Below are 23,030 nucleotides of genomic sequence, written 5' to 3' on the forward strand. Positions count from 1 at the left end.
GGTCCGCTCACCGCACGCGTACGGGGCTCGAACGGCGGGCTGCGAGCAGCAGCGCGACATCGTCGGGGCGGTCGGTGGCATGCCGGGCCGTGGCCGTGAGCCGGTCGGCGACTCCGGCCAGCGACCGCCCGCCCTGGCGCCCGGCGGCGGCCCCGGCCCTGGCGAGCGCCAGCCGCAGCGCCTCGATGCCGTCGTCGATGTCCGCGCCCGGCCGCTCCACCAGCCCGTCCGTGTACAGCGCGAGGATCGCGTCCGGCTCCAGCAGCAGCTCGGCCACCGGGTACCGGGCCTGCGGATCCACCCCGAGAACGACACCGCCGGGGACGTGAAGCAGCCGGGTCCGCCCGTCGGGAGAGCGCAGCAGCGGCGGCGGATGTCCCGCCCGCGCGATCCTGGCTCGGCCGGTGGCGGGGTCCAGCCGCAGATAGCAGCAACTGGCGAACTGACCGGGATCGAGATCGATCAGCAGGTGGTTGGTTCCGCTGAGCACTTCGTCGGGCGGCCGGTCGCCCAGCGCGAACGCCCGTACGGCACTGCGCAGCTGCCCCATGGTGGCCGCCGCCTGCACCCCGTGCCCCTGCACATCACCGATCACCAGCGCGAGCCCGCCGCCCGCCTCGACCACGTCGTACCAGTCGCCGCCCACGTCCATGCCCTGAGTGCCCGGCAGGTACCGGCCTGCGGTCTCCACCTGCGGATGCGTCGACAGCCGGCGGGGCAGCAGCGCCTGCTGCAGGCCACGGGCGAGGGCCGCCTCGCTGTCGTAGCGCTGGGCGCGCTCCATGGCGTGCGCGATCAGCCCGGCGAGCGCGGTGAGGACCGTGCGCTCCTCGGCGCTGAAGCCGCGCGAGCGGTCGAAGCCGAGGATGCACGAGCCGACCGGCCGGCCGGAGGCGATCAGCGGCAGGAAGGCCCGGGCGCCCTCGTCCGCGTCCAGCGGGATGCCCGGGTAGGCGGCCGCCATCTGCTGCATCGACTCGAAGAACAGCGGCCGGCCCGTGGTCAGGCACTCCACACCCGGCAGCCGCGCGTCGAGGCCGATCCCCTCGAACGGATCGAGGAACCCCTGCGGGAAGCCCGTCTCCCAGGCGAGATAGAAATGCCGTTCCTGGAGCAGATAGATGGCGAGGCACCCGCCGCCGAACGCGGGCAGCAGCTCCCGCACCACCACCGCCGACACCTGCCGGGCGGTCACCGCGTCCGTCAGCGCGATGGCCAGGGCGATCGGCCGGTACAGCGGCGCCATCGAGCCGCCGACCGTCACCGTGTCCTCCAGGACGTGCTCCTCGACGGCCGGCCCGGCCGGTGGGTCCATCCTGCTGGCCGGGACGAGCGTGCAGCTCAGCAGGTCCTCGCTGCAGTGCACCGACACGGCGAGCCAGTCGTCCGCACCGGGCTCGCCGCGTCCCCCGGCCGGCCGGCGCACATGGAAGTGCACCGGGCCCGGGGACAACAGCGCGCCGCGCAGATGGTCGTCGTACGGCGCACCGGCCAGCCACGGCATCGCCTCCCAGAGCGAGCGCCCGAGCAGCCACTCCCGGTCCCGGCCGGCGAGCCGGGCCGCGGCCTCGTTGGCGTACACGATCAGCCCCAGCCGGTCCAGGCACAACACGCCCTGCGGCAGCAGGTCGGCCGCGCCGTCCGCGGACTCGGCGCGCCCCGGGGCGACCACCACCCCGCCGACCTGCTCCCCGGCCCCGCCCTCGGTGGCCGGCCACAGGTCCAGCAGCCGCGGCGTGCCGTCCCGGGCCCGCAGGTACAGCGGCGCGGCGGGCGGCTTCCCGGCCGCGGTGTCGCGCAGCGCGGCCAGGACCAGGTGCGCGTCGTGCGGGGCCAGTGCCTGCGCGAGCGCCGTGTCCGTCCCCTCGAAGCCGCCGGGGGACAGCCCGAGAAGGGCATGCAGCCGGTCGTCCGCGCGCACCGCCGAGGTCACGGGATCCCAGTCGAACCGCGCCACGACGGCCTGCGCGGGGCGGCTCGCGGGCGGCCGGACACACAGCGGCTCACGGTCCCAGACCACCGCACCCGGGTCGCCGTCGGCGAGCCCGAGCAGCTCGGCGCCCAGGCCTTCGGCGAGCCTGTCGAGCAGCTCCTGGTCCAGCAACTCGTCCGCGGTGTCCGTCACCGCCGGGCGCAACACCATGAGCACCCCGAGCGGCTCGCTCCCGCCCGGCACCGGCACATGCACCGATCCGAACGGGAAGGGCAGGGCCGCCGCGAACTGCGGATACCGGCGCACCGTCTCGGCGGCGTTCGCCAGCACCACGGGTACGCCGAGGCGGTAGGCGTCGGCGACGGGGAAGGGGCGGTGCACGTGCAGTCGCCACCAGGGCCGGAACAGCGGGCCGGGCAGCCCCGCGAGGGCCGCGAGACGCAGCAGGCCCGGGGTGCCGGAGCGCAGATACACGGCCGCCACCCGGCCGCCGGCCGCACCGAGCGCGCCGGTCGAGGTGTCGGCCAGCAGCGCGGCCAGCCGGGCCCGCGTGCGGACCGCCTGCTCGCCACCGCTCCCAGTCATCGCCCCTACCTCGTCCCGTGCGCCTTCGGGTGGATGACACAGCAAGAATGCGCCTGGAGGACCGTGCGACGCACCTGGTAGGAGCGGGAAACAGGGAGAGAACCGGGGGGAAGGGACGGGGACGGTCGAGGTGTGCCGCCGTGGAGCCACCCGACCGGGCCCGTCGCGGCTGCGGGACGCGCCCTGGCCCGCCGCCGCCCGCCGTCACGGCGCGCGGCCTGGGCGCGCCCGCGGCGGCGATGCCGCTCCGCACCCAGGCCGCGCGCCGGCTCAGCCGGCCGGTCGTGCCGGTCCCGCACGGTCCGGCCCCGGGCGCCCGGTGTCCACCGGACGCAGCACCAGACGACCGTCCACCCGGGCGGCCGACATGGCGAACGGGAAGGCGTCCGCCTCCAGACACATCGCCACGTCGTCGGGATGGACACCGGTCCAGCCCCGGCGCACGCCGTCGGCGAGCCGGGCGGCGGCGTCGGAGCGCCGGGCCCGTTCGAGGTAGGGGGCGGGGTCCGCGTCGGCCGCCCGGACGCGGTCCGCGATGTACTCGGCGCAGGCGAGATCCTCCTCGGCCCGGCCGCCGTCCCCGGTGACGACGAAGGTCACCGTCCCCGGCCGGGCCCGGCGCAGCACCTCGGCGGTCGCACCGGCCACCACGAAGCTCGCGCACAGCAGCAGGCCGGCGTCCGCCACGGCGAGCGCCCAGGCCGTTCCGGCGGTGGTCTTCTGTACGACCGTACGGCCCCGCACGTCCAGCGAACGCAGCCGCGCGGGCGAGTTGGCCAGGTCGAACCCCGGCACCGGCTCGCCGTCCTGGAAGGCGAGCCAGCCCGGGTGACGCGCCTTCAGCTCCAGGGCCTCCCGCTGCGTACCGGCGAAGACGATCCGCTCGGCACCGCGCCGGAACGCCCAGGCGGCCACGGTGAACGCCCGCATGACATCGACGACCACGGCCACGTCCGGGGCCTTCGGCGTACCGGGTATACCGGTGAACTCGGTCTGCATCACTCCATGATCAGGCCCGCGGCGGCCGTTCAGGGCACGTCCGGACCGGGCGGTAGCGGCCGGGCGGCGCGCAGGCTGCGCAGCGCGAGCAGCAGGACGGCGATGTCGTCCAGGTAGACGGGGTCGGGCAGCAGGTCGGTGGGGAGCAGCAGATAGGCGACCGCGCCCCAGAACACCCAGCGCGGGCCCGTCGGCAGCCCGGCCCGCCGCAGCGTGCGCCGGGCGCGCACCAGCCGTACCAGCAGGCCGAGGGCGACCGCGAGCAGCACCGCCGCGACGACGGCGCCGATCACCAGCAGGGCGGTGGTGGAATCCATGTGGCCTCCCTCCGGGTTCCGACTGGACGGCTACGACGACCGGTCCGTGCCGTCGGCCGGCTCCAGGCTGCCGCTCTCCGCCGCGGGCGGCGAGTGTCGCGGGCCCTTGGCCGTGAACCTCAGCCGCTCGAACGTCCGGGTCAGCTGCTGCAGCGCACCGGGCGCCCGGGACGCGGGCTGCTGTTGCGGAAGGGTGGGCGCGGGGACGTCACGGTAGGCGGCGAGGGCCTCCAGGGCCTGCTCGGCGGCCTCCTTGTACAGGTCACGGGACTTGGTCATCGCCTCCAGCGCCTCGGCGTACCGGGCGACCTGCAGCCGTTCACGCTCCAGCTCCTCCTGGAGGGTCATCAGGGTCCAGTTGTCCCGCAGATCGGTCAGCGCCTCCTCGATCTCCCGCGGCAGCGGCCGGGGCAGGGCGGCGAAGTGCCGCAGGGCCGCGAGGAGTTCGACGGGCTCGGAACCGTCCAGGAAGACGCTGCGGACCGTGTGCTCGCGGCTGTCGTAACCCTCCGGAGCCGGGTCCGGGGGCAGCAGCACCGCGCCGCCGCGCGGCACCTCGACGCCGAGGTCCTTCAGTGCCCAGTTGACGGCACGGAACTGGTGCGGCGCGGCACGGTGCTCCACCACCCGGTGCCTGAGGCCCGGCGGCAGCAGCCGGGCCAGCGGCAGTGTGCCCTGCTCGTCCGGGGTCATCGCCTCGTGCACGACGACATTGAGGCACCACGCCTCGCGCGCCGCGTCCCGCAGCCTGCGCCGCATCTCCTTGTCGTCCGCGGGCAGCGCGTTGACCTGCCTCAGGCGCACTCCGGTCACCGTGGCGTGGTGGTCCCAGGAACCGTCCTCGCCCGCTGCGCCCTCCGGCCAGAACAGCGTCGCCGGCGAGGGCCATGCCTCGTCCCACGGGCGCTCCGCCTCCGCGACGAGCCGCCACTCGTGCCCCGGCCGCCTGCCCTCCCCTGTCCCGAGGGTGAGCCGGGCCCGCACGGTCACCGTGCCGGCGACCCGCCAGCGCGCCTCGAACACGCGCCGGGCCGCGTCCTCGGGTACGGGGGGCTCGGCGAAGTCGTCGATGTCGCCGCTCTCCTTGTGCCGGCACAGGGTGCGGCGGACGACCTCCTCGGGGACAGGACCGGTGTGGCGGCCACGGGCCGCCCAGAAGGTCTGCGGGCTGGCGGCGCGGTCGGCGATGGAGTTCGACATGAGCCAATCTGCTGATGGGGGCGGGTGCGCCTTCCAGTATCACCGCTCCGCGGGGCGCCACGTCGTCCGGGGCCGGGAGGCGGCGCGTCGCGACGGACGGACGCCCCCGCGCACGGGACGCGCGCCCTGCACCCGGGGCGCTCGGGGCACGCGTCGGACGGCCGTCGTTCACACGTGGTCGCGCCCTCGCACGGCTTCCACAATGGTCCGGCGAACGGGGTCCGCCCACCCATCCGCTTAGGGGCGGACCCCGTTCTCGCAGTTTTCAGGAGCAGCGCTCGATATATATCGGCAGGCGATATATCCTGGCCGCATGACAGCGAAGAGCATGACCCGGGCGGCGTTCTTCGTCCTCACGGCGCTCGCGGACCAGCCTCGCCACGGCTACGGCATCCTGCGCGAGGTGGAGGAACTCTCCGGCGGAGAGGTGCAGTTGCGGGTCGGCACGCTCTACGGAGTGCTGGACCGGCTCACCGCGGACGGCCTGATCGTGCTGGACCGGGAAGAGGTCCAGCAGGGCCGGCTGCGGCGCTACTACCGGCTCACCGACGACGGAGTGGCCGCCCTGGACGCGGAGGCCGAGCGGATGGCCGCAGGCGCCGGGGCGGCCAAGCGGCGCATCGCCGAGGGCCGCCGCGCCGGCACGCCCGCCCGCCCCGCCGCGGGCCCGGCCGGGCTCGAACCCCCCACCGCACCCGGACTGGCGGGAGGCTACGCATGACCACACTGCTGGAGACCCGCTACCGCACCGTCCTGCGCCTGCTCCCCGCCTACTACCGGCGGGAACGGGAGGAAGAGATGGTCGAGACGTATCTGGAGGACCTCGACCGCGAGACCCAGGACCAGAGCCGGCCCACGCTCGGCGAGGTGGCGAGCATCGCCGCCCTGGCGGTGCGCAGCCGCCTCGGCGCCGCCGGGGCACCCCGGCGCTACGTCCTGCTCGGATCGGGCGCACGGCTCTTCGCGCTGGCCGCCGTCCTGCTCCTGGCGGCCTCCGCGGTCGTCGCACCGATCCTGCGGCTGACCTGGTCCTTCACCCGGGGCGGCGCAGAACGGCGGCTGTTCCTGGCGGACTTCACCGACCACGGCCTGCTCGCCGCGACGGTCGCCGTCGCCCAGTGGATCCTGCCGCTCGGCTGGGCGGTCGCCTATTTCGCCCTCCTGTACGACCGTCGTCGCCTCGCCCGGATCGGCGCCCTGGTGGCCGCGGTGCCCAGCCTGTGGCCGCTGGTCCGCTCGCTGACCGGGGCGACGGTCATCACGGAGCCGGCGTTCGTCGTGACGCTGGCGCTGCTCGCCTGGCTGCCCGCCCTCGCGCTGTGCGCCGCCCACCACCGCGACGCACCCCCGGCCCGGCTGCCCGCCGGCACCCCCGGTCTGGTCTTCATGGCGGCGTGCGTGGTGACGGGCGCGTCCCTGGTGCTCATGCCCGTCGCCGACGACCTGGTGTGGGGGCCCGCCAACTGCTTCGCCGTCGCCGCCCTCGGCCGGCTGCTGTGGAGCGCGCGCCGCGCGGCGAGCGTCGCGCCCGGTGGTGCCCTCGCCCTCGCCGCGCTCGGTCTGCTCCTGCTGGCCGTGCGCGTCGCCGCCGTCTACCCCTGGCTCCGGCTGCCCGGGGCCGCCGCGTACACCGGCGGCGGCCTCGCCCAGACGGCCGTGCTCGCCCTGCTGACCGTGCTCCTGACGGTGGCGGGCCGCCGCGAACTCGCGGCACGCTGAGCCGCTCGGGGGCGTCGGCGGCCCGTCACGGGTGCCGCCCCGCGGTGGCGCGGACTGCAACGGGCCCGAGCCGCCGGGGTTTTCGCCACCGGCGCGCACAGGCGGAACCCGAGGCGGTGCGCTCCGGCGACACGGGCGGGCCCGCGCCGGACGCAGCGCGTTCATGCGTGACACGGCGAGGGGCCGGCGCATCGGCGCCGGCCCCTCGCGAGCCTTGCGGAGTCCCGGACTTACGCCCCGCTCTCCCGCAGCATGTCCTCGCGCTCGACGATCTTCACGCGCTCACGGCCCTGCGGCTCGCCCAGGGCGCGCTCGGCGGCGTCCAGCTTGTACCAGCCCTCCCAGGTGGTGAAGCGGACCTCGCGCTCGGCGAGGAAGGCGTCCACCGCCTCCGGGTCCGGCGAGGCCGGGGTGTGCAGCCGGCCGCCCGCGTAGTCGTCCAGCAGGTTGGCGACGGTCTCGTTGGCGTCGCCCTTGGTGTGGCCGATCAGACCGACGGGACCGCGCCGGATCCAGCCGGTGACGTAGGTGGACTGAAGATGGGCGCCGCCCTCCTCGATGACCCGGCCGCCCTCGTCCGGGACGGTGCCCGAGTCGATGTCCCAGGGCAGCTTGGGCAGCTTCTCGGAGAGGTAGCCGACCGCGCGGTAGACCGCGGTGACGTCCCAGTCCTTGAACTCGCCGGTGCCCTTGACGTTGCCGGTGCCGTCGAGGGCGGTGCGCTCGGTGCGCAGGCCGACGACCCTGCCGTCCTCGCCGAGGATCTCCGTGGGGGACTCGAAGAAGTGCAGGAAAAGCTTGTGCGGGCGGTCGCCGACGTCGCGGATCGCCCAGTTCTCCAGGGTCTTGGCCACCATGTCGGCCTGTTTGTTGCCGCGCCGGGTCTCGATCGAGCCCTCGTCGTAGTCGATGTCCTCGGGGTCGACGATGACCTCGATGTTCGGCGAGTGGTCCAGTTCGCGCAGCTCCATCGGGCTGAACTTCGCCTGGGCGGGGCCGCGCCGGCCGAAGACATGGATCTCCACGGCCTTGTTGGCCTTCAGGCCGTCGTAGACGTTCGGTGGGATCTCGGTCGGCAGCAGCTCGTCGGCCGTCTTGGCGAGGACGCGGGCCACGTCGAGGGCGACGTTGCCGACACCGAGGACGGCGACCTTCTCGGCCTGAAGCGGCCAGGTGCGCGGGACGTCCGGGTGGCCGTCGTACCAGGAGACGAAGTCGGCGGCGCCGTAGGAGCCGTCCAGGTCGATGCCGGGTATGGACAGTTCGCGGTCGGCCATGGCGCCGGTGGAGAAGATCACCGCGTCGTAGAAGGCGCGCAGGTCGTCCAGGCTGATGTCGGTCGGGTAGTCGACGTTGCCGAACAGCCGGATCTGCGGCTTGTCGAGCACCTGGTGCAGGGCGGTGACGATGCCCTTGATGCGCGGGTGGTCGGGGGCGACGCCGTACCGGATCAGGCCGAACGGGGCGGGCATCCGCTCGAAGAGGTCGATGGACACACCGGGGTCGGCGGCCACCTCGGACTTGAGCAGGGCGTCGGCGGCGTAGATCCCGGCGGGGCCGGCTCCGACGATGGCTACCCGCAGGGGGCGCGGCATGATCAGGTTCCCTTCGCGTCTGAATGGGCGACTTGATCAGGAAGCCTAAGCTAAGGCAGACCTAAGTTGGTACGCGGGTCCTGTCTATGACCCCATAAGTGGATCTTATGACTTGCCCAGCGTCGCCTTATGGTCCGGGGTGTTCCCCTGGAGCGGCCGGTGCCCGACCCTGTCCTCGGACGGCGGGAAGGGGAGGGCGGGCGTGGGTGGACACGCGGGAACGAGCGTAGCGGTGACGGGCGGCAGCGGCTTCGTCGGCAGCCATCTGGTGCGACGCCTGCTGGAACGGGGCTACCAGGTCCACGCCACCGTGCGGAACAGGGCCGACGCGGCCAAGGTCCGGCCGCTGTGGGAGCTGCAGGAAGCGTTCCCCGGCCGACTCCGGCTGTTCGAGGCCGACTTGATCGAGGACGGCACCTTCGATGCGGCGTTCCGTGACTGCGCGGTCGTCTTCCATGTGGCCGCACCGTTCCTGATGCCGGAGCGGATCAAGGACGGCCGACGGGACGTCGTGGACCCGGCGCTGCTGGGCACCCGCAACGTACTGGGGGCGATCGAGCGGACCCCGGAGGTGCACACGCTGGTGTTCACGTCCACCGTGGGCGCGATCTTCGGCGACTACGCCGACGTGCTCGCGATGGACGGCCAGGTCCTCTCCGAGCGGTACTTCAACACCACCAGCACCGTCGAGAACAATCCGTACCACTACGCCAAGACGGTGGCGGAACGCGCCGCGTGGGCGGCCGAGGCGGCGCAGGACCGCTGGCGCATGGTGTCGGTCAACCCCGGGCTGATCCTCGGGCCCTCGTTCACCCCCGCGTCCGACTCCGGCAGCCTCTTCCTGCTGGACGAGCTGTTCCAGGGCTACTTCTGTTACGGCGCACCGGACTTCAGCTTCACCACGGCGGACGTCCGGGACGTGGCCGACGCGCACATCGCCGCCGCCGAGAACCCGGCCGCGCAAGGGCGGTACATCGTGGCGGCCGACACCATGACGTCGTTCCACGAGATGGCCCGCATCCTCCTCGCCCGCCACCCCCGAGACCTCCGGCTGCCGCGCACCAGGCTTCCGCACTGGCCGGTCCGAGTCCTGGGCCCCGCCTTCGGTCTCACCCAGGACTACATCCGCAGGCACCTCGGCATCCGCTTCCGCGTCGACAACAGCCGCAGCATCGAGGAACTGGGCCTGACCTACCGCCCGTTGGCGCAGACCCTGCTCGACCACTACGAGAGCCGGCGCGCACACCGGCGCCGGGGCTGACCCCGGTTCCGGTCGTCCCGGCCCGCGGACCGCTCAGGCGGGCCGCACGATCCGGTGGATCGCCGACTCCCCGGCGCCGTAGATCGACTCCTCGCGTATCGACGATCCCGGGCCCGGCGCGTGCACCATCATGCCGCCGCCGACATGGAGGCCCACGTGCCGGTCGTCGTCGAAGAAGAGGACCAGGTCGCCGGGCTCGATCCCGGCGAGCGTGACCGGCGCACCGGCGAGCGCCTGCTGGTACGCGGCCCGCGGCAGCGGGACCCCGGCGGCCTTCCAGGCGGCCTGGGTGAGGCTGGAGCAGTCGTACGAGTCCGGCCCGGTCGCACCCCACACACAGGGCTTGCCGATCTGCGCCCGGGCAAACGCGATGGCCTTGGCGGCCCGCACGGCCCGGGGCGACTCGGCGAGCGCGGCGAGGGAAGCGGTGTCGGTCCCGGAGGCCGGGGTGGCGGTCGAGGCGTCCACGACCGGCATCGCGGTCACCGCCGCACCGGGCGTGGTGACTGCCGCCCATTCCGGCTGCTGCCACGGGGTGGTTGCGGGGTCTGGGGAGGTGGGTGGTGTGGGTGGTTGGGCTGTGGTGGGTGCGGTGGGTGCTGCCCATTCCTGCTGCTGCCACGGGCTGGGTGCGGGGGCGGGGGAGGCAGGCTGCGTGGGTGGTGCGGCTGTGACGGGCTCGGTGGGTGTCGCCGTGACGGGAGCCGACGGTGCGGCCGTCGTCGGCGTGAGGGGTGCGGCCGTAACGGGCATGGATGGTGCGGCCGTCATGGGCGGGGAGGATGCGGGCGTGACCGACGCGGGGGATGGCGCCGTGAAGGATGCCGGCGGTGTGGCCGTGAAGGATGCCGGCGGTGCGGCCGTGAAGGACGCCGGCGGTGTGGCCGTCGTCGGCGCGGACTGAGCGGTCGCGGTGGCTGTGGTGAGCCGCGCGGTGTACCGGGTGATCAGGTCGCTCGCCGCGGCCAGCTTGCGCTGGTTGTTCGCCTTGGACGCGGCGGGGGAGGGGCGCCCCGGCGCGGTGGGGCCGGGGCGTGTCCTCGGTTCCTCTACCGGGGTGCTCTGCGCGACCACCGGAAGGACGGCGGTCTCGACGGGACCGGGGTCGGCCATCGGCGCGGTACCGAGGCCGGCCGGGTCCACCGGATCGAGACCGGCCGGTACTCCACGCGTGTCGGGCCCCGCCGGGGCTGCCGCGCCGGGCAGTGCCAGGTACGCGGTGCTCGCGCCGGACGCACCTGTTCCGTCGGGAGCAGGCAACTCGGCCTGGCCGCTCGGCAGTTCAAGCCGCCGAGACCCGTTCAGGGCAGCGCGTGCGCTTTCGCGTGCCGCCAGGGCGAGACTCTCCGGATCCGTCGCCCGGCCGGCCGTCAGCTCGGCCACCACGCGGTCGGCGGCGCGCTCAAGGGCATCGGGCCGTCGAGCCGGCAGGCCCACGCCCAGGGCGTCCGATGTGCCGCCCATCCGGCCCCGGGAGCGGCCCGCAGCCGCTGCCGGTCGGTCGGGCATCCGGTCGGCGGGCAGCGCGGCGGGGACGGTCGGGCCGAGCTTGGCGCGTGCCCCGTCGAACCACCGCCGGGCGATCTCGTCGAGAGCGGGATCCGGTCGCCGCCCCGAGCGCTTGGCCGGCGGGACGCCCCGGGAGCGCGTCACCGAGGCCATGGCCCGGGTCGCGTTGTAGTTCCCGGTCTCGTTCTCGGCCCGGTCGTAGAGGGAGTCGATCCGCTGCCGAACCTCGTCCTGCGCAGCCTCGTCGCGGCTCTCCGGCGCCATGGAAGACACGCTCCTTCCTTGCCCCGTAGGGCAGTTGGGCCGATGCGTCCGGTCCGTCGAGGGCCGGGCGGCCTCGCGTCAACCTAGCCAACGTGTGTACCTCGTGTGAAGATTGACGCGTGAAATGTCCGATACGTATTTGTGATGTTCGTGGCAGTGTTCGAAGGGGAAAGGGCGAGTTCCGCGTTTTCCTGTGAGGTCCCGGTGAATTCGCGATTCTGTTGAACACATCCGTGCCGCCCTCCGTATGACGCCGGGGAGCTCCATGCCCGACCGGCGCACACACCACACAGGGGACGACCTTGGCACGCAACCGGCGCAGACGCCCGACCGGCGCACGACGCGCGACCTTCGCAGCGATGGCCCTGATGCTGGGCGGAGGCGGCCTCGTGGCGGCCAACGTCTACGCCTCGGCGACCGAGGGCTGGGGTGACGGATCCGGCACGAACGGAACCGGACACGTCCTGTCCGCGGGCATGGCCACGATCGACTGCCCCGACATCGGCAGCCGGCTCACCGCCGTACCGGACGCGGCCCGGTCCGACGTGGACCGCGAACTCGCCCTGCTGGACCGGCAGACGGCCGATGCCTACCGGCAGCTCCAGCAGTCGGGACAGGCCGGCGGACAGGACTCCGGCTCGGTCGACGACACGATCATGAGCCCGCTGAAGGAGCAGCGGGCCGCGGCGATCGGCCGGATCACCGACGCGATCGACCAGGCGGGGGAGCGCCCGCAGGGCCTGGACGCCCTGGCGGCCTGCACATTGCGCCCCGGCGGCGACGGCGCGGGCGAAGGCGCCCAGTCCTCCGCCACCCCGACCTCGGGTGCCCAGCCGACCGGCGCCGGCCAGGGCGGCAACGGACCCGTCGTCTCCGACTACGCCGACATCACCTCCGTACCGCCTGCTGCGCCGAACCCGCCGCAGCAGGCCGACGCCTCGCGCGGCACCTTCAGCTCCGACTGCGGGGTCAACGCGAACGGCCTGTTCAACTCCGACAACGTCATCGTCGCCCCCGGCGTCTCCAACGGCGCCCACCACTTCCACGACTACGTCGGCAACCAGGGCAACAACGCCTTCGCGAGCGACGACGACCTCGCGAAGGCCGGGACGAGCTGTGTCGACCAGGGCGACAAGTCCTCGTACTACTGGCCGGTGCTGCGCCTGCAGAACGGCACCCAGGAGCGGGACGCCGGATCCCCGGGCGGCGGCACGGAGGGCAACGCGGGCCAGATCGTCACGCCCAAGCAGGTCACCCTGACCTTCACGGGCAACCCGCTCGGCAAGGTCACCGCCATGCCCCGCCTGCTGCGCATCATCACCGGCGACGCGAAGGCCTTCGTCAACGGGCCCGGCAACGCCAACGCGTCCTGGAGCTGCACCGGTTACGAGGACCGGCAGCTGAAGGACAAGTACCCGCTGTGCCCGCCGGGCAGTGACGTGGTGCGCAGCTTCCGGTTCCAGAGCTGCTGGGACGGCCGCAACATCGACAGCGCCAACCACCGCACCCACGTGGCCTTCACCGCCCCCGACGGCTCCTGCCCGGCCGGCTTCCGCGCCATCCCGCAGCTGGTGGAGCGGATCGTCTACGACGTCAAGGCACCCAGTCTCCAGGACGGCGGCCGTACCGTCCCGCTCTTCGCGGTCGACTCCTTCCCCGAGCAGCTGCACAAGCCCGTCACCGACCACGGCGACTTCATCAACGTCTTCGACGAGGACCTGATGCGCCAGATGGTCGACTGCATCAACTCCGGCCGCACCTGCGGCCCCGACGGCGACAACTCGGGTACGACGGCGTCGCCCACGGCGGGCTCCGGCTCCGGTACGACGGCCGCCCCGGGCGGCGGTGCGACGCAACAGCCCGGCGCCACCGCCACCGCCACCGCCACGCCGGCGCCCTCAGCCACACAGGAACCGAGGACCGACGCGACGACCACACCGGCCCGCACGACCGCACCGGCCCGCACGACCGCACCGGCCGACACGACCGCACCGGCCCGCACGACCGGGCACCACCGTTCGACCAAGGCGGACAGGTCCACCGAGCCGGCACGGCACACGCCCACGCCCACGCCCTCGCTCACCCGGCCCGCGCCCACTCGGTCCGTTCCCGCTCAGTCCGCACCCGCCCAGGCCACGGCCGCCGGATATGCTCCGCCCACCACCGCACAGCCCCAACCGCAGGGCAAGCAGGGGGCACTCGCGGAGACCGGCGCGCACCTGTGGCCCGCCGCACTCGGCACCCTGCTCGCGCTGTCCGGCCTGATCATGCTGCTCAGGGCCCGGCGCCTCCGTTACTGAGAGGCGCACCCCGGGGTGGAGGGGACCGGTCGCGGCCGCCGGCCCCTCACCCACCTGGGCCGGTCCGCGACCGTGGGCTGAGCGCGCCCGAGGGTGCCGCTCAGGCCAACTCGAGAGTCTGCTTGGCGAGTTCGTAGGCGGGCCGCATCGCCTCGTGCTCCTCGGTGTCCATCCCGCCGAGGTGCAGGACGACCGGGCCGTCGGGCGTGCTGACCGCGAGCGCGGTCTCTTTCTTCGTCTCGTCCAGGAGCTTGTCGGTGTAGAGGTACTCCACCTCCACGCCGGTCAGGCCGCCGCCGGTCCGGAAGGAGTGGTACTTCGCCTTGCTGACATGGTCCTCCGCGGCGACGAACTCCCGCAGCACGCCGCCCGCGTCGGCCTTGCCCGCCGTGCCCGTCCACACGCGCAGGAAGCCGATGTGGCCCGCCGGCTTGGCGTCGATCTCGCAGGCCGCGGTGACCGGCCCCTGGCGCAGGAAGGCGTCGGCCAGCGCCCCGCTCAGATCGCCGTCGGACCCCTTGGACGCCTTCGACAGCTCCGCCTCGGCGTCCACCGCCTTGGCCTTCCAGTGCTTGGCGAGGTCGAAGCGGACGGGCAGTTCGCAGTCCGAACCGGCCGCGCCGATCGAACCCCCGCTCGCCGTCGCCGTCCCCCCGGCCTCTTCGCTCCTGGCGTTCGGGGACGCGCCCGAGGTTTTCTTCCCGTCGCCGTCCCCCGACTTCGCGCACCCGCAGAGCACCGCCGCGAGCGCCACCGCCATGACCACCGCGCCCCGCACGGACCCCACCCTGACCTGCACTTCCGGCTCCCCTCCTGTTCAGGGGCGCAACTGTAGCCGGGGGCAGGTCAGCCGGTGACGAGCGGCTTGCCGTAGACGGTGGAGCTGCGCTGGACCGTCATGCCGAGGCGCTCGTACAGCCCGAGCGCACCGGTGCCGGAGTGCGTCCACAGGGTGCAGGCCGGCCTGCCGAGGCGGTGGAAGGTGCGGAACGCCTCGCGCAGCAGCGTGCGGGCGATGCCCCGGCCGCGGTGGTCGCGCCGTACCGCGACCCGCTCCACGTATCCCTCGTCGTTGCCCGGAACGTCCAGCGACAGCACTGCCCCGACGAGCCGGCCGCCGGCGAAGGCGAGCGGTGACGCCGCCGGCCGGAACGTGGCGCGTTCGACGGTGTGCCGCGCCCATTCCGGATAGCTCTTCCGCCGCGGCTGCCACTCGTCGAACGCGTCCTCGGTGAGCTGGTACGCAGCCTGTTCGTCGCCGTGCCGGAACGGCCGTACGGTGATGCCCGCCGGCGGATCGGGCACCTCCGGTTCGTGCGGCAGCGCGATCTGCAGCAGCCACTCGGTGACCAGCCGCGAGTACCCACCGGCCCGCAGGAGCGCGGCCGCGGCGCCGTCGCCGTCGGGGACCGTCTGCGCGAGCCGGTCGCCACCCGCGCACCGGGCCCTGGTCTCGGTCCAGGCCAGCAGCGCGCCACCGAGGCCCCGGCCCCGGTGACCGGGGTGCACATGAACCCTCGCCCGCCGCCCCTTCACCCAGCCGTAGCCGGCCGGCGTGCCCGTGCCGTCGTGCACGAGCAGCGTGTCGTCCTCCGGCCGCAGACCGGGCAGGGTGAGCTCGGCGGTGATGCGGTCGGCGCCGGTCACGACGCGGCCGTGCACCTCGTGTTCGTACGCGGTGACCAGGCGGTGGATCGCGTCGACATCGGCGGTGGTCGCCGGCCGCCACCGATAGCCGGCCGGCAGCCGGTCCGGGCGGAAATCGGCCTCCCGCGCACCCGCTCCGGTCACGGCAGCCCCTCCCGTCCTCCCCGTGCACAGGCTCTACCCCACCGCGGCGCCCGCCACGCCCGCCGTTTGCGAGGCGCCGCAGGGGCACGGCAGGGTGCGGGGTGTGCCTACCTTGCTGATCGTCCATCACACCCCGTCGCCCAACTGCCAAGCTCTGTTCGAGGCCGTCGTCGCCGGCGCCACGACACCGGAGATCGAGGGCGTCCGGGTCGTCCGCCGGGCCGCCCTGTCCGCGACGGCCTCCGACGTCCTGGAGGCCGACGGCTACCTCCTCGGCACACCGGCGAACCTCGGATACATGTCCGGCGCGCTGAAACATTTCTTCGACCAGATCTACTACCCCTGCCTGGACGAGACCCGGGGCCGGCCGTTCGGCTACTACGTGCACGGCGGCAACGACGTCACCGGCGCCGTCCGGGCCATCGAGGCCATCACCACCGGCCTCGGCTGGCGCCGCGCGGCCGACGCGGTGACGGTCACCGGCGAACCCGGCAAGGCCGACACGGAGGCGTGCTGGGAACTCGGGGCCACGGTCGCGGCGGGCTTGATGCCCGGGGCGTGAGCGCCGGGTGAGGCACCGGTGGCCCGCGGGCGGCCACCGGAGCGATCTTCGTACGGTCGGGCGCGGTGACCGGCGTGGGCCGAGGCCCGCCCGTGGACCGCTCCGCACTCCTCCGGGCACGGCGGGCGTCCGCTACCTGGACGGATGAAGGTGCGGCCGCGGTGTCCCTGGCCGACGATGGGACCGGGGTCGCGCCCTCCGGCGCGGCTGAACCCTGTCATGTGTCGTCGTACGTCGTCGAACGAGGGAGCGTCGGATGCGAGCGGACGGCCAGGCACCCGGACCGCCCGTGCCGGACGGTCAGGACGCCAGAAAGCTGCTGCGCCGGTGCGCACGGGACGTGGTGGACGTCGCCGAGGGCATCCGCGCGGTGTCCGCGCGCACCAGCACCGCACTGTTCGCGCCGCCCCTGACCGCCTCCGCGCGCCGCCGTCCCCGTACCGGCCTCGCCGCCCAGTGGGCGCTGCTGCGGGCCCTGACGAACAAGGAGGGCCTCGGCGGCTCGGCGGTCACCGCGCCGAACGGCATGGGCCAGGTGCTCGGCGCTGCCGGTGCGGTGCTCGGCCGGGAGAGCCTGGCCGCGCTGGTCGCCGTCACCTCGCTGCGGCTGAGGATCGCCGCCGTGCTCGTCGACCACCCCGAGTTAGAGCGCGACCCGGGCATGCGCCGGCTGCTGGAGGCTGTCACCGCCGACCGCGACCTGGAGGCCGTACGGGCCCTGCGCGCGCTGTTCCGGGACCGGGGCGCCCAGCGGGCCCTGTCCGGGCTGACCCCGCTGATGACCGAACTGCTCGCCATCCGTGCCCTGCTGGGCGAGGACCCGAAGCACGACGAGACCGGCTGGGCGCTCGCTACGGGGCGCGCGTCGTCCGCCGATCCGCCGCACCATCCGCTGCACGGGATCAGCGCCTCGCACCGCGCCGGCCTGGACCAGGGGGCGGCCGAGGCAGTCGACCTCACCGACCAGGAGAAGCAGTTCATCGCCATCGAGGGCTCGTTCCTCGGGTTTCTGCGCAACATCGAGGTGCTGTCCACCGACGGGCGGATCCTCGTGCAGAACGTGCGGGGTCCCGACGGCGTCGTCCGCTATGTCGTCCAGGCGCCCGGCATGACGCCGGGCCGGCCGCGCAACCATTCCCCGCAGGACGTCGTCGGCGCCTGGCGGAACCTGTTCACGACCGACTCGCCCTACACCCGCTCGGTCCTGCTCGCCCTGGCTGACTACGGCATCCCGCGCGGCGCCGACCTCGCGCTGATCGGGCACGGCGAGGGCGGGACCGCGCTGCTGAACCTGGCCCAGGACGAGGAGTTCTGCCGCACCTACCGGGTCACCCACGTCGTCACCGTCGGCTCCCCGGCCGGCGGCGAGAAGCCCGCCGACCCGCGCACCTGGGTCGCCGGTGTCACCAACCAGCACGACATCGCGGCCGTCCAGGACGGCCGGGGCGCGGGCTCCCTGTTCGACCCGCACCCGCACTGGTACCAGGTCGACTACGCCGGGCCCATCCACGAGTTCCCGCTGTGCCACATGCTCCGCGAGTACATCGAGCATCTGCGCACGGTGATCCCCGAGGCCCGCGAGGACATCGACGCGGCGCTCACGCCGTACCGCGGCCCGATCGTGCGCACCCAGGCCTACCAGCTCAAGGACCGCGCCCACCCGCCCGAGGGCTACCCCTTCCTCACCCTGCCGACCACCTCGATCCCGACGACGGCCGGCCCGGTCGAGGTGCCGGTGCGCTACTACGACTCCGCCGCCGCCCACCTCTGCTACCCCGTCTCCGCCGACGCGGCGCGCGGACTGCTGCCCGGCGCCACCTGGCTGACCCCGAGCCGACTGGGCCGACGGGCCCTCGCCGTGCTGTCGCTCTACGAGCACCGCTGCTCCACCATCGGCCCGTACATCGAGATCGCCCTGACCGTCCTGGTCGACGACCTGTGGCGGCCGCGCCCGTACGACGTCGCCGCGGACCTGCTGCGCCGCGTCGACCTGCGCCGCAGCGGGCGCCACGTCCTCTCCCTCGCCGTCACCAGCGACGAGGCCCGTGTGGTCGCCCGGGAGATCTGGGGCCAGCCAGCGATGCGGACGACCGCCGAGGCCGACCTGACCGGCCGGCAGATCGCCGTCCGGTCCCGGGACCTCGGGCTCACCGTCGAGGGCCGGCTCGGACCGGGCATCCGCTGCCCGGAGGCCGACTGGATCCTCTACGGCCGCCGGAAGGAGAGCACCGTACGCACCCTGGTCCGGGCGCACGGCAGGCTGCGGCTGCACCGCGGCACCGGCGTGCGGCTGCGGCTGGACACCGCGGCGGCCGAACCCCTGGCCGGACAGCTGCGCCGGCTCGGCATCGACCGGGCCCGGCCCCGGTTCGTCCTGAGCTGCCCCCAGTTCATGCTCCACCGCAGCGCCGGCGCCGTCCTGCCGCGCTGAAGCCCCAGCCCTTACCCCAGTCGAGTGGGAGCCGCCATGGTGACCGAGTCCCCCCGAGCGATCACGGCCTCGGCCGACGAACTCCTCGCGCACGCCGACACCTTGCGGGCCGACGCCGGTCTCATGGACGGCTACGCCCGTCAGCTGCTCGCCACCGCGGCCACCCTGAGCGGCTGCCCGGCGGCACCCGACTGGAGCCGTCCCACCCTTGAGCAACAGGCCGCCGCCTGCACCACGGCGGCGGAGCAACTGCGCACCGCGGCCGAGGCGTTGGCCACCCATGCGCGAGCCGGAGCCTGAGCCGTCCCGCACTGGCCCGGGGGAGGTCCGCCACGCCTACGACTTGAGCCGGCTGCACCGGCCCGGACCGGCGCCGGGCTCAGCGCACCCGTGCGGCCGCCGCCCGGGTGAGGTGGCGGCGCATCAACCCGGCCCGAGGCGGTGTTGCGCCGTCTCAGGGCTTGCGGGCCACCCCGACATACACCGGCTGCTCCTCGAGGACCCGCATCCCCGGCTCGGGATGCCAGTGCGTGGCCGGTACGACACCCGGCTCGCACAGGTCCAGGCCCTCGAAGAACCGGCTCACCTCGGCGTGCGAGCGCGCCTGGACCTGGGTGCCACCGGAGCGGTAGACGGCCGTGATCCGCTCCCAGACCTCCGGGTCGAACTCGGCGCTGACGTGGGAGAGCGTCAGAAAGCTGCCGGACGGCAGCGGCTCCAGCAGGGTCCGGACGACACCATGGGGATCCTGCTCGTCGGTGACGAACGGCAGCAGCGCGATCAGCGAAAGGCCCACGGGCCGGCCGAGATCCAGATGCTCCCGGGCGTACTCCACGATCCGCTCCGGCTCTCGGACATCGGCGTGCAGATAGGCGGTACGGCCCTCGGGCCTGCCCTGGAGCAGGGCTTCGGCGTGCCGCAGCACGATCGGGTCGTTGTCGACGTACACCACCCGGGCGCTCGGGGTGACCGCCTGGACGACCTGGTGCAGATTCGGCTCGGTGGGGATCCCGGTGCCCACGTCCAGGAACTGGTCCACACCCCGGCGGGCGACGAAGCGGGCGGCCCGGTGCATGAACTCGCGGTTGGCCCAGGCCGTGTCCTTGACGCCCGGGAAGAGCTCCAGCACCTTGCTCGCCGCCTCGGCGTCCACGACGTAGTGGTCCTTGCCGTCCAGGAACCAGTCGTACATCCGCGCCGAGTGCGGCTTGCCGGTGTCGATCCGGTCCGTGCTGAATCCGGTGTCTGTCACGTCGGCTCTCCGTGAAGGGGTGGGGGGTAACGGGTGGTCGTCAGCGGCAGCGGGAGGCCGCCGCGCTGTCGTGCCGGTGCCAGACGGCCTCGACCACACGGCCGTCGGGCAGGGTGTGCCGGGGCGGACCCTCGTCCGGTACGAAGCCCGCCCGGGCCAGGGCCCGCCGGCTCGCGGTGTTCCCGGGCTCCGCGCCCGCCCGGACCGTGCTCAGTCCGGCATGCCCGTGCGCGAGAGCCGCCCCGGCGCGGAACAGCTCCGCGCCCAGTCCCTGACCACGGCAGGCCGGCGCCAGCCAGCCGCCCATCTCGCCCGTGCGGTGCTCCAGTTCGAGGGCGCCGGCATAGCCGAGGTCCGACCTGCGCACACAGACGAGCAGCAGTGGATCGTCCGGGCCTGGTGCGTACGGCTGGGCCAGCGTCCGGGGCATCCGACGGCCGTCGTCGCCGGCCGGCCGCCAGGCGAGCAGGGCCCTGCGGATGCCGGGATCGGGCAGGACCAGATCGGCCTGGGTGCCGAGCCAGCGCTGCGCCTCGGCATCGGCACAGGCGGCGAGAGCCGCGGCCACGTCCAGCCGGGTCCGGGGTGTGAACAGCAACAGCCGCTCGGTGGCCAGGACATGCCGGCCGGCCTCCGGCCCGCACCGCCCGGGCACGGGAAGCCCGGCCGTCGCCGCCCGCCTCCGGCGGATGACCGACCAGACCATGCACACCCCCGACCGAACGGTCCGCGCGACGACCACGGGACTCGTACGGACGCCGAGCCCCGAGGGATGCGGACGACCCGCACCGGCGGCGAATGTACCGGGGTTCGGGGGTGGGTGGCGTGTGGGTGGGGGTGGTTTTGGGACGGGAGGGTGAAGTGGGGGAGCGATGGGGCGGCCGGGGTCAGCCGGCCTGTTCCTGGGAGCCGGGCTTGGGGCGGGTACGGGTCCAGGACGGGTCGGCGGACGGGACCGGAGCGGGGGTGACGATGTGCATGGGCATCCTTCGGACTGGTGGGGGATGGTCCGTGGGTGGTCGAGTGGGGGCGTGGCGGGCCTGGCGTCAGTCGTGGTCGGACGGCAGCTCGGCCCAGACGACTCGGGCGGGCCGGCCGGACACCGGCGTCACGCCCCAGTCCCGGCTCAGCGCGGCGACCAGCAGGAGCCCGCGCCCGTGCTGGTCGTCGGGTCCGGGGCAGAGCGCGGCCGGCAGCGTGGGGCCGCCGTCCTGGTCCTCGACCTCGATCCGTATCCGGTCCGCCGTACCGTGCAGCCGGCAGGCGATGCGCTCACCGGCCGTGTGCACGAACGCGTTCGTGACCAGCTCCGAGGTCACCAGGACCGCGTCGTTCCGGGGGCCTTCGGACACGCCCCAGGCGGTCAGCAGGTCCCGTACGACACGCCGGGCCGTGCCGACGGCCGCCGGCTGCGCGGGCAGGTCGAACGCGGCGGCGCAGCGGGGGAGCGGGTCCCCGGAGGCGAGCCGGTCGGGGCCGAGGGGCCCAGGGAGTCGACCGAGGCGCCCGCCTCCGGGTGGTCTCAGGGCACCGGCCGCGATCGGCGGCCGGTACGGGTGATTCAGGGTGTCCGGGGCGGGGTGCGGGCCCGCCTCGGGGTCGTCCGCGGCGCGATGTGGGCGGTCTTCGGCGTCGTCCGGGGCTCGGTCCGGGGCGTCGGCCGTGTCCGAGCACCGGCGCGGTCCGGCTACGGGGGCCGCCCAGCCGTCTCGCCGTTCCGCGCTGTCCGGCGCCGGGCGTGTCCGGTCCGTGCTGTCCGGGATTCGGGTTGGCTGGTTTGTGCTGTTCAGCGACGGGTGCGGCTGGTGCACGTTGTCCCGTGCCCGATCCGACCGGCTCTCGCTGTCCGGAGCCCGGTCTGACGGGCTCGCCCCGTTCGGCATCGGGTGTGGTCGGTCGGCGTCGGTGGGGGACCGGTGCGGGTGCTGCCCGGAGGCGGAGGTGGGGTCCGGGCGGTCCGAGGACCTGTTCTGGCGAGGTACCGCCGGCAGGCGTGACGGGCCGGGCGGCAGGGGTGTCCGGGCGGGGCTCCGGGTCTCGGGTGGGTGGTGAAGCGGTCGGGGGAGGGAGGGCGGAGCCATCGCCGTGCGCCTTTCGTCCGGCCTCGCGTGGGGGGTTGCGGTGTCGGGCCGACCGTGCGCAGCGGACGACACGCCTCCCACGAGGCCGTAATGCGGCCCGGTCTCCCCCAACCCGGCCGCGCCGCCCGCTCCTTGGGTCGGCCGGAGCAGTGGATCCACTCTCGCACCGGCCAACAACGCTCCGCAACCGGCAAGTTGAAATTTGCAAATGGCGAAGCGCATGCTGGCCGGAACGTGATCGAATGGGCCGGGAGAGCGACCATGTGCGACGGTGTCCCTTGACCTGGTGAGGGGGTGTGGGGCATGACCGCGGAGACCGACTGGGGCGGCGCCCCCTCCGTCCTGCGCATGATCCTCGGCCGGCAACTGGAGGAGCTGCGGACCCGGGCCGGCCTCAGCTACGCCGAGGCGGGCGCCGCCATCGGCGTCAGCCACTCCACCATCCGCCGCATGGAGGCCGCCAAGGTGGCCCGGCTGCGCCTCGCGGACGCCGAGAAGCTGCTCCAGGTCTACGGCGTCACCGACCGGGACGAGATCGACACCTTCCTGAAGTCCGTGCGCGAGGCCAACAAGCGCGGCTGGTGGCACACCTACCGCGATGTGATGCCCGACTGGTTCGCCGCGTATCTCAGCCTGGAACAGGCCGCGTTGCAGATCCGCGCGTACGAGAACCAGTTCGTGCACGGCCTGTTGCAGACCGAGGACTATGCCCGGGCCCTGCTCGGCGCGGACAGTCCGCACGCCTGCGCCGAGGCCACCGAGCGCCGGGTCGCGCTGCGCATGCGCCGCCAGGAGCTGCTGGAGCGCGAGGCGCCGCCGCGGGTGTGGGTGGTGATGGACGAGACGGCGCTGCGCTGGCCGGTCGGCGGACCGGAGGTGATGCGGGCGCAGATCGATCACCTCGTCGAGATCAACCGGCTGCCCCATGTGACCCTGCAGCTCATGCCGTTCGCCAACGGCCCGCACCCGGCGATGCGGGCGGGCGCCTACCATCTCTTCCGGTTCAGGGCCCGCGAACTGCCCGACATCGTGTACCTCAACGGCCTGGTCGGGGCCGTCTACCTCGACAAGGCCGACGACGTCGTGGTGTACCGGGAGGCGCTGGACCGGCTCGGCGCCCAGGCCGCGCCCGCCAGAAAGACCGAGGCCCTGCTCGCCGCGATCCGCAGGGAGTTGTGACGCACACCCGCACCGCCCCCCGTACGCGAGCCCCTGACCCCCCGACCGAATG

General features: G+C 74.0%; 19 protein-coding genes. 8 read left to right on the forward strand and 11 right to left on the reverse strand.

Annotation, left to right across the window (positions count from 1 at the left end):
* Window positions 1-7 precede the first annotated feature (7 nt).
* The 4 genes from ACZ418_RS36715 to ACZ418_RS36730 form a co-directional block, all read right to left on the reverse strand.
* Entirely contained in the window at window positions 8-2,518 is a 2,511-nt protein-coding gene (locus ACZ418_RS36715) for a SpoIIE family protein phosphatase (RefSeq protein ID WP_468371586.1), read from the reverse strand.
* 270 nt (window positions 2,519-2,788) lie between these two features.
* Window positions 2,789-3,517: a 2-phosphosulfolactate phosphatase gene (locus tag ACZ418_RS36720; RefSeq protein WP_468371588.1), complete on the reverse strand. Its 729-nt coding sequence runs from the start codon at window positions 3,515-3,517 to the stop codon at window positions 2,789-2,791.
* Between the two features lie 29 nt (window positions 3,518-3,546).
* Window positions 3,547-3,834, reverse strand: coding sequence for a DUF1232 domain-containing protein (locus ACZ418_RS36725; RefSeq protein WP_468371590.1), 288 nt, complete (start codon window positions 3,832-3,834; stop codon window positions 3,547-3,549).
* Window positions 3,835-3,864: 30 nt separating this feature from the next.
* Entirely contained in the window at window positions 3,865-5,034 is a 1,170-nt protein-coding gene (locus tag ACZ418_RS36730; protein ID WP_468371592.1) for a hypothetical protein, read from the reverse strand.
* A gap of 328 nt (window positions 5,035-5,362) precedes the next feature.
* Between ACZ418_RS36730 and ACZ418_RS36735 the strand changes: the two genes are divergently transcribed.
* A complete protein-coding gene (locus ACZ418_RS36735) occupies window positions 5,363-5,755 on the forward strand; it encodes a PadR family transcriptional regulator (protein ID WP_468371717.1) in 393 nt (130 codons plus the stop codon).
* Entirely contained in the window at window positions 5,752-6,753 is a 1,002-nt protein-coding gene (locus ACZ418_RS36740) for a hypothetical protein (protein WP_468371594.1), read from the forward strand. Before ACZ418_RS36735 ends, ACZ418_RS36740 begins: the two co-directional genes overlap by 4 nt.
* Before the next feature lie 230 nt (window positions 6,754-6,983).
* On the opposite strand, the gene ACZ418_RS36745 is transcribed toward ACZ418_RS36740, so the two are convergent.
* Window positions 6,984-8,348, reverse strand: a complete 1,365-nt coding sequence (locus ACZ418_RS36745) for an FAD-dependent oxidoreductase (RefSeq protein WP_468371596.1) — start codon at window positions 8,346-8,348, stop codon at window positions 6,984-6,986.
* A gap of 202 nt (window positions 8,349-8,550) precedes the next feature.
* Here ACZ418_RS36745 and ACZ418_RS36750 point away from each other — a divergent pair, with 202 nt between their 5' ends.
* Window positions 8,551-9,609 (forward strand): NAD-dependent epimerase/dehydratase family protein, encoded by a 1,059-nt coding sequence (locus tag ACZ418_RS36750; protein WP_468371598.1) that lies wholly within the window; start codon window positions 8,551-8,553, stop codon window positions 9,607-9,609.
* Window positions 9,610-9,642: 33 nt separating this feature from the next.
* Here ACZ418_RS36750 and ACZ418_RS36755 read toward each other — a convergent pair whose 3' ends face one another.
* Entirely contained in the window at window positions 9,643-11,382 is a 1,740-nt protein-coding gene (locus tag ACZ418_RS36755; RefSeq protein WP_468371600.1) for a C40 family peptidase, read from the reverse strand.
* A gap of 359 nt (window positions 11,383-11,741) precedes the next feature.
* Here ACZ418_RS36755 and ACZ418_RS36760 point away from each other — a divergent pair, with 359 nt between their 5' ends.
* A complete protein-coding gene (locus tag ACZ418_RS36760) occupies window positions 11,742-13,682 on the forward strand; it encodes a DUF1996 domain-containing protein (protein ID WP_468371602.1) in 1,941 nt (646 codons plus the stop codon).
* Window positions 13,683-13,782: 100 nt separating this feature from the next.
* Here the strand turns inward: ACZ418_RS36760 and ACZ418_RS36765 are convergent, their stop codons facing one another.
* Window positions 13,783-14,481, reverse strand: coding sequence for a lipoprotein (locus tag ACZ418_RS36765; RefSeq protein ID WP_468371603.1), 699 nt, complete (start codon window positions 14,479-14,481; stop codon window positions 13,783-13,785).
* Between the two features lie 47 nt (window positions 14,482-14,528).
* The gene (locus ACZ418_RS36770) at window positions 14,529-15,473 is read right to left on the reverse strand and encodes a GNAT family N-acetyltransferase (protein WP_468371605.1); all 945 of its coding nucleotides are present in this window, start codon (window positions 15,471-15,473) and stop codon (window positions 14,529-14,531) included.
* Window positions 15,474-15,576: 103 nt separating this feature from the next.
* On the opposite strand from ACZ418_RS36770, the gene ACZ418_RS36775 reads away from it, so the two are divergent.
* The 3 genes from ACZ418_RS36775 (at window position 15,577) to ACZ418_RS36785 (ending at window position 18,766) form a co-directional block, all read left to right on the forward strand.
* Window positions 15,577-16,035: a flavodoxin family protein gene (locus ACZ418_RS36775; protein WP_468371606.1), complete on the forward strand. Its 459-nt coding sequence runs from the start codon at window positions 15,577-15,579 to the stop codon at window positions 16,033-16,035.
* A 256-nt stretch (window positions 16,036-16,291) separates the two neighbouring features.
* Entirely contained in the window at window positions 16,292-18,466 is a 2,175-nt protein-coding gene (locus tag ACZ418_RS36780) for an acetoacetate decarboxylase family protein (RefSeq protein ID WP_468371607.1), read from the forward strand.
* Window positions 18,467-18,502: 36 nt separating this feature from the next.
* Window positions 18,503-18,766, forward strand: a complete 264-nt coding sequence (locus ACZ418_RS36785; protein WP_468371609.1) for a hypothetical protein — start codon at window positions 18,503-18,505, stop codon at window positions 18,764-18,766.
* 154 nt (window positions 18,767-18,920) lie between these two features.
* Here the strand turns inward: ACZ418_RS36785 and ACZ418_RS36790 are convergent, their stop codons facing one another.
* From ACZ418_RS36790 to ACZ418_RS36800, 3 genes are all read right to left on the reverse strand, one after another.
* Window positions 18,921-19,718, reverse strand: coding sequence for an SAM-dependent methyltransferase (locus ACZ418_RS36790; protein ID WP_468371610.1), 798 nt, complete (start codon window positions 19,716-19,718; stop codon window positions 18,921-18,923).
* Between the two features lie 40 nt (window positions 19,719-19,758).
* Complete coding sequence (locus ACZ418_RS36795; RefSeq protein WP_468371612.1) at window positions 19,759-20,424, reverse strand: GNAT family N-acetyltransferase; 666 nt, start codon at window positions 20,422-20,424, stop codon at window positions 19,759-19,761.
* 340 nt (window positions 20,425-20,764) lie between these two features.
* Window positions 20,765-21,529, reverse strand: a complete 765-nt coding sequence (locus ACZ418_RS36800) for an ATP-binding protein (RefSeq protein ID WP_468371614.1) — start codon at window positions 21,527-21,529, stop codon at window positions 20,765-20,767.
* Window positions 21,530-22,102: 573 nt separating this feature from the next.
* Between ACZ418_RS36800 and ACZ418_RS36805 the strand changes: the two genes are divergently transcribed.
* Entirely contained in the window at window positions 22,103-22,978 is an 876-nt protein-coding gene (locus tag ACZ418_RS36805; protein WP_468371616.1) for a helix-turn-helix domain-containing protein, read from the forward strand.
* Window positions 22,979-23,030: the final 52 nt, after the last annotated feature.

The sequence above is a fragment of the Streptomyces sp. NPDC030820 genome (assembly GCF_055572075.1).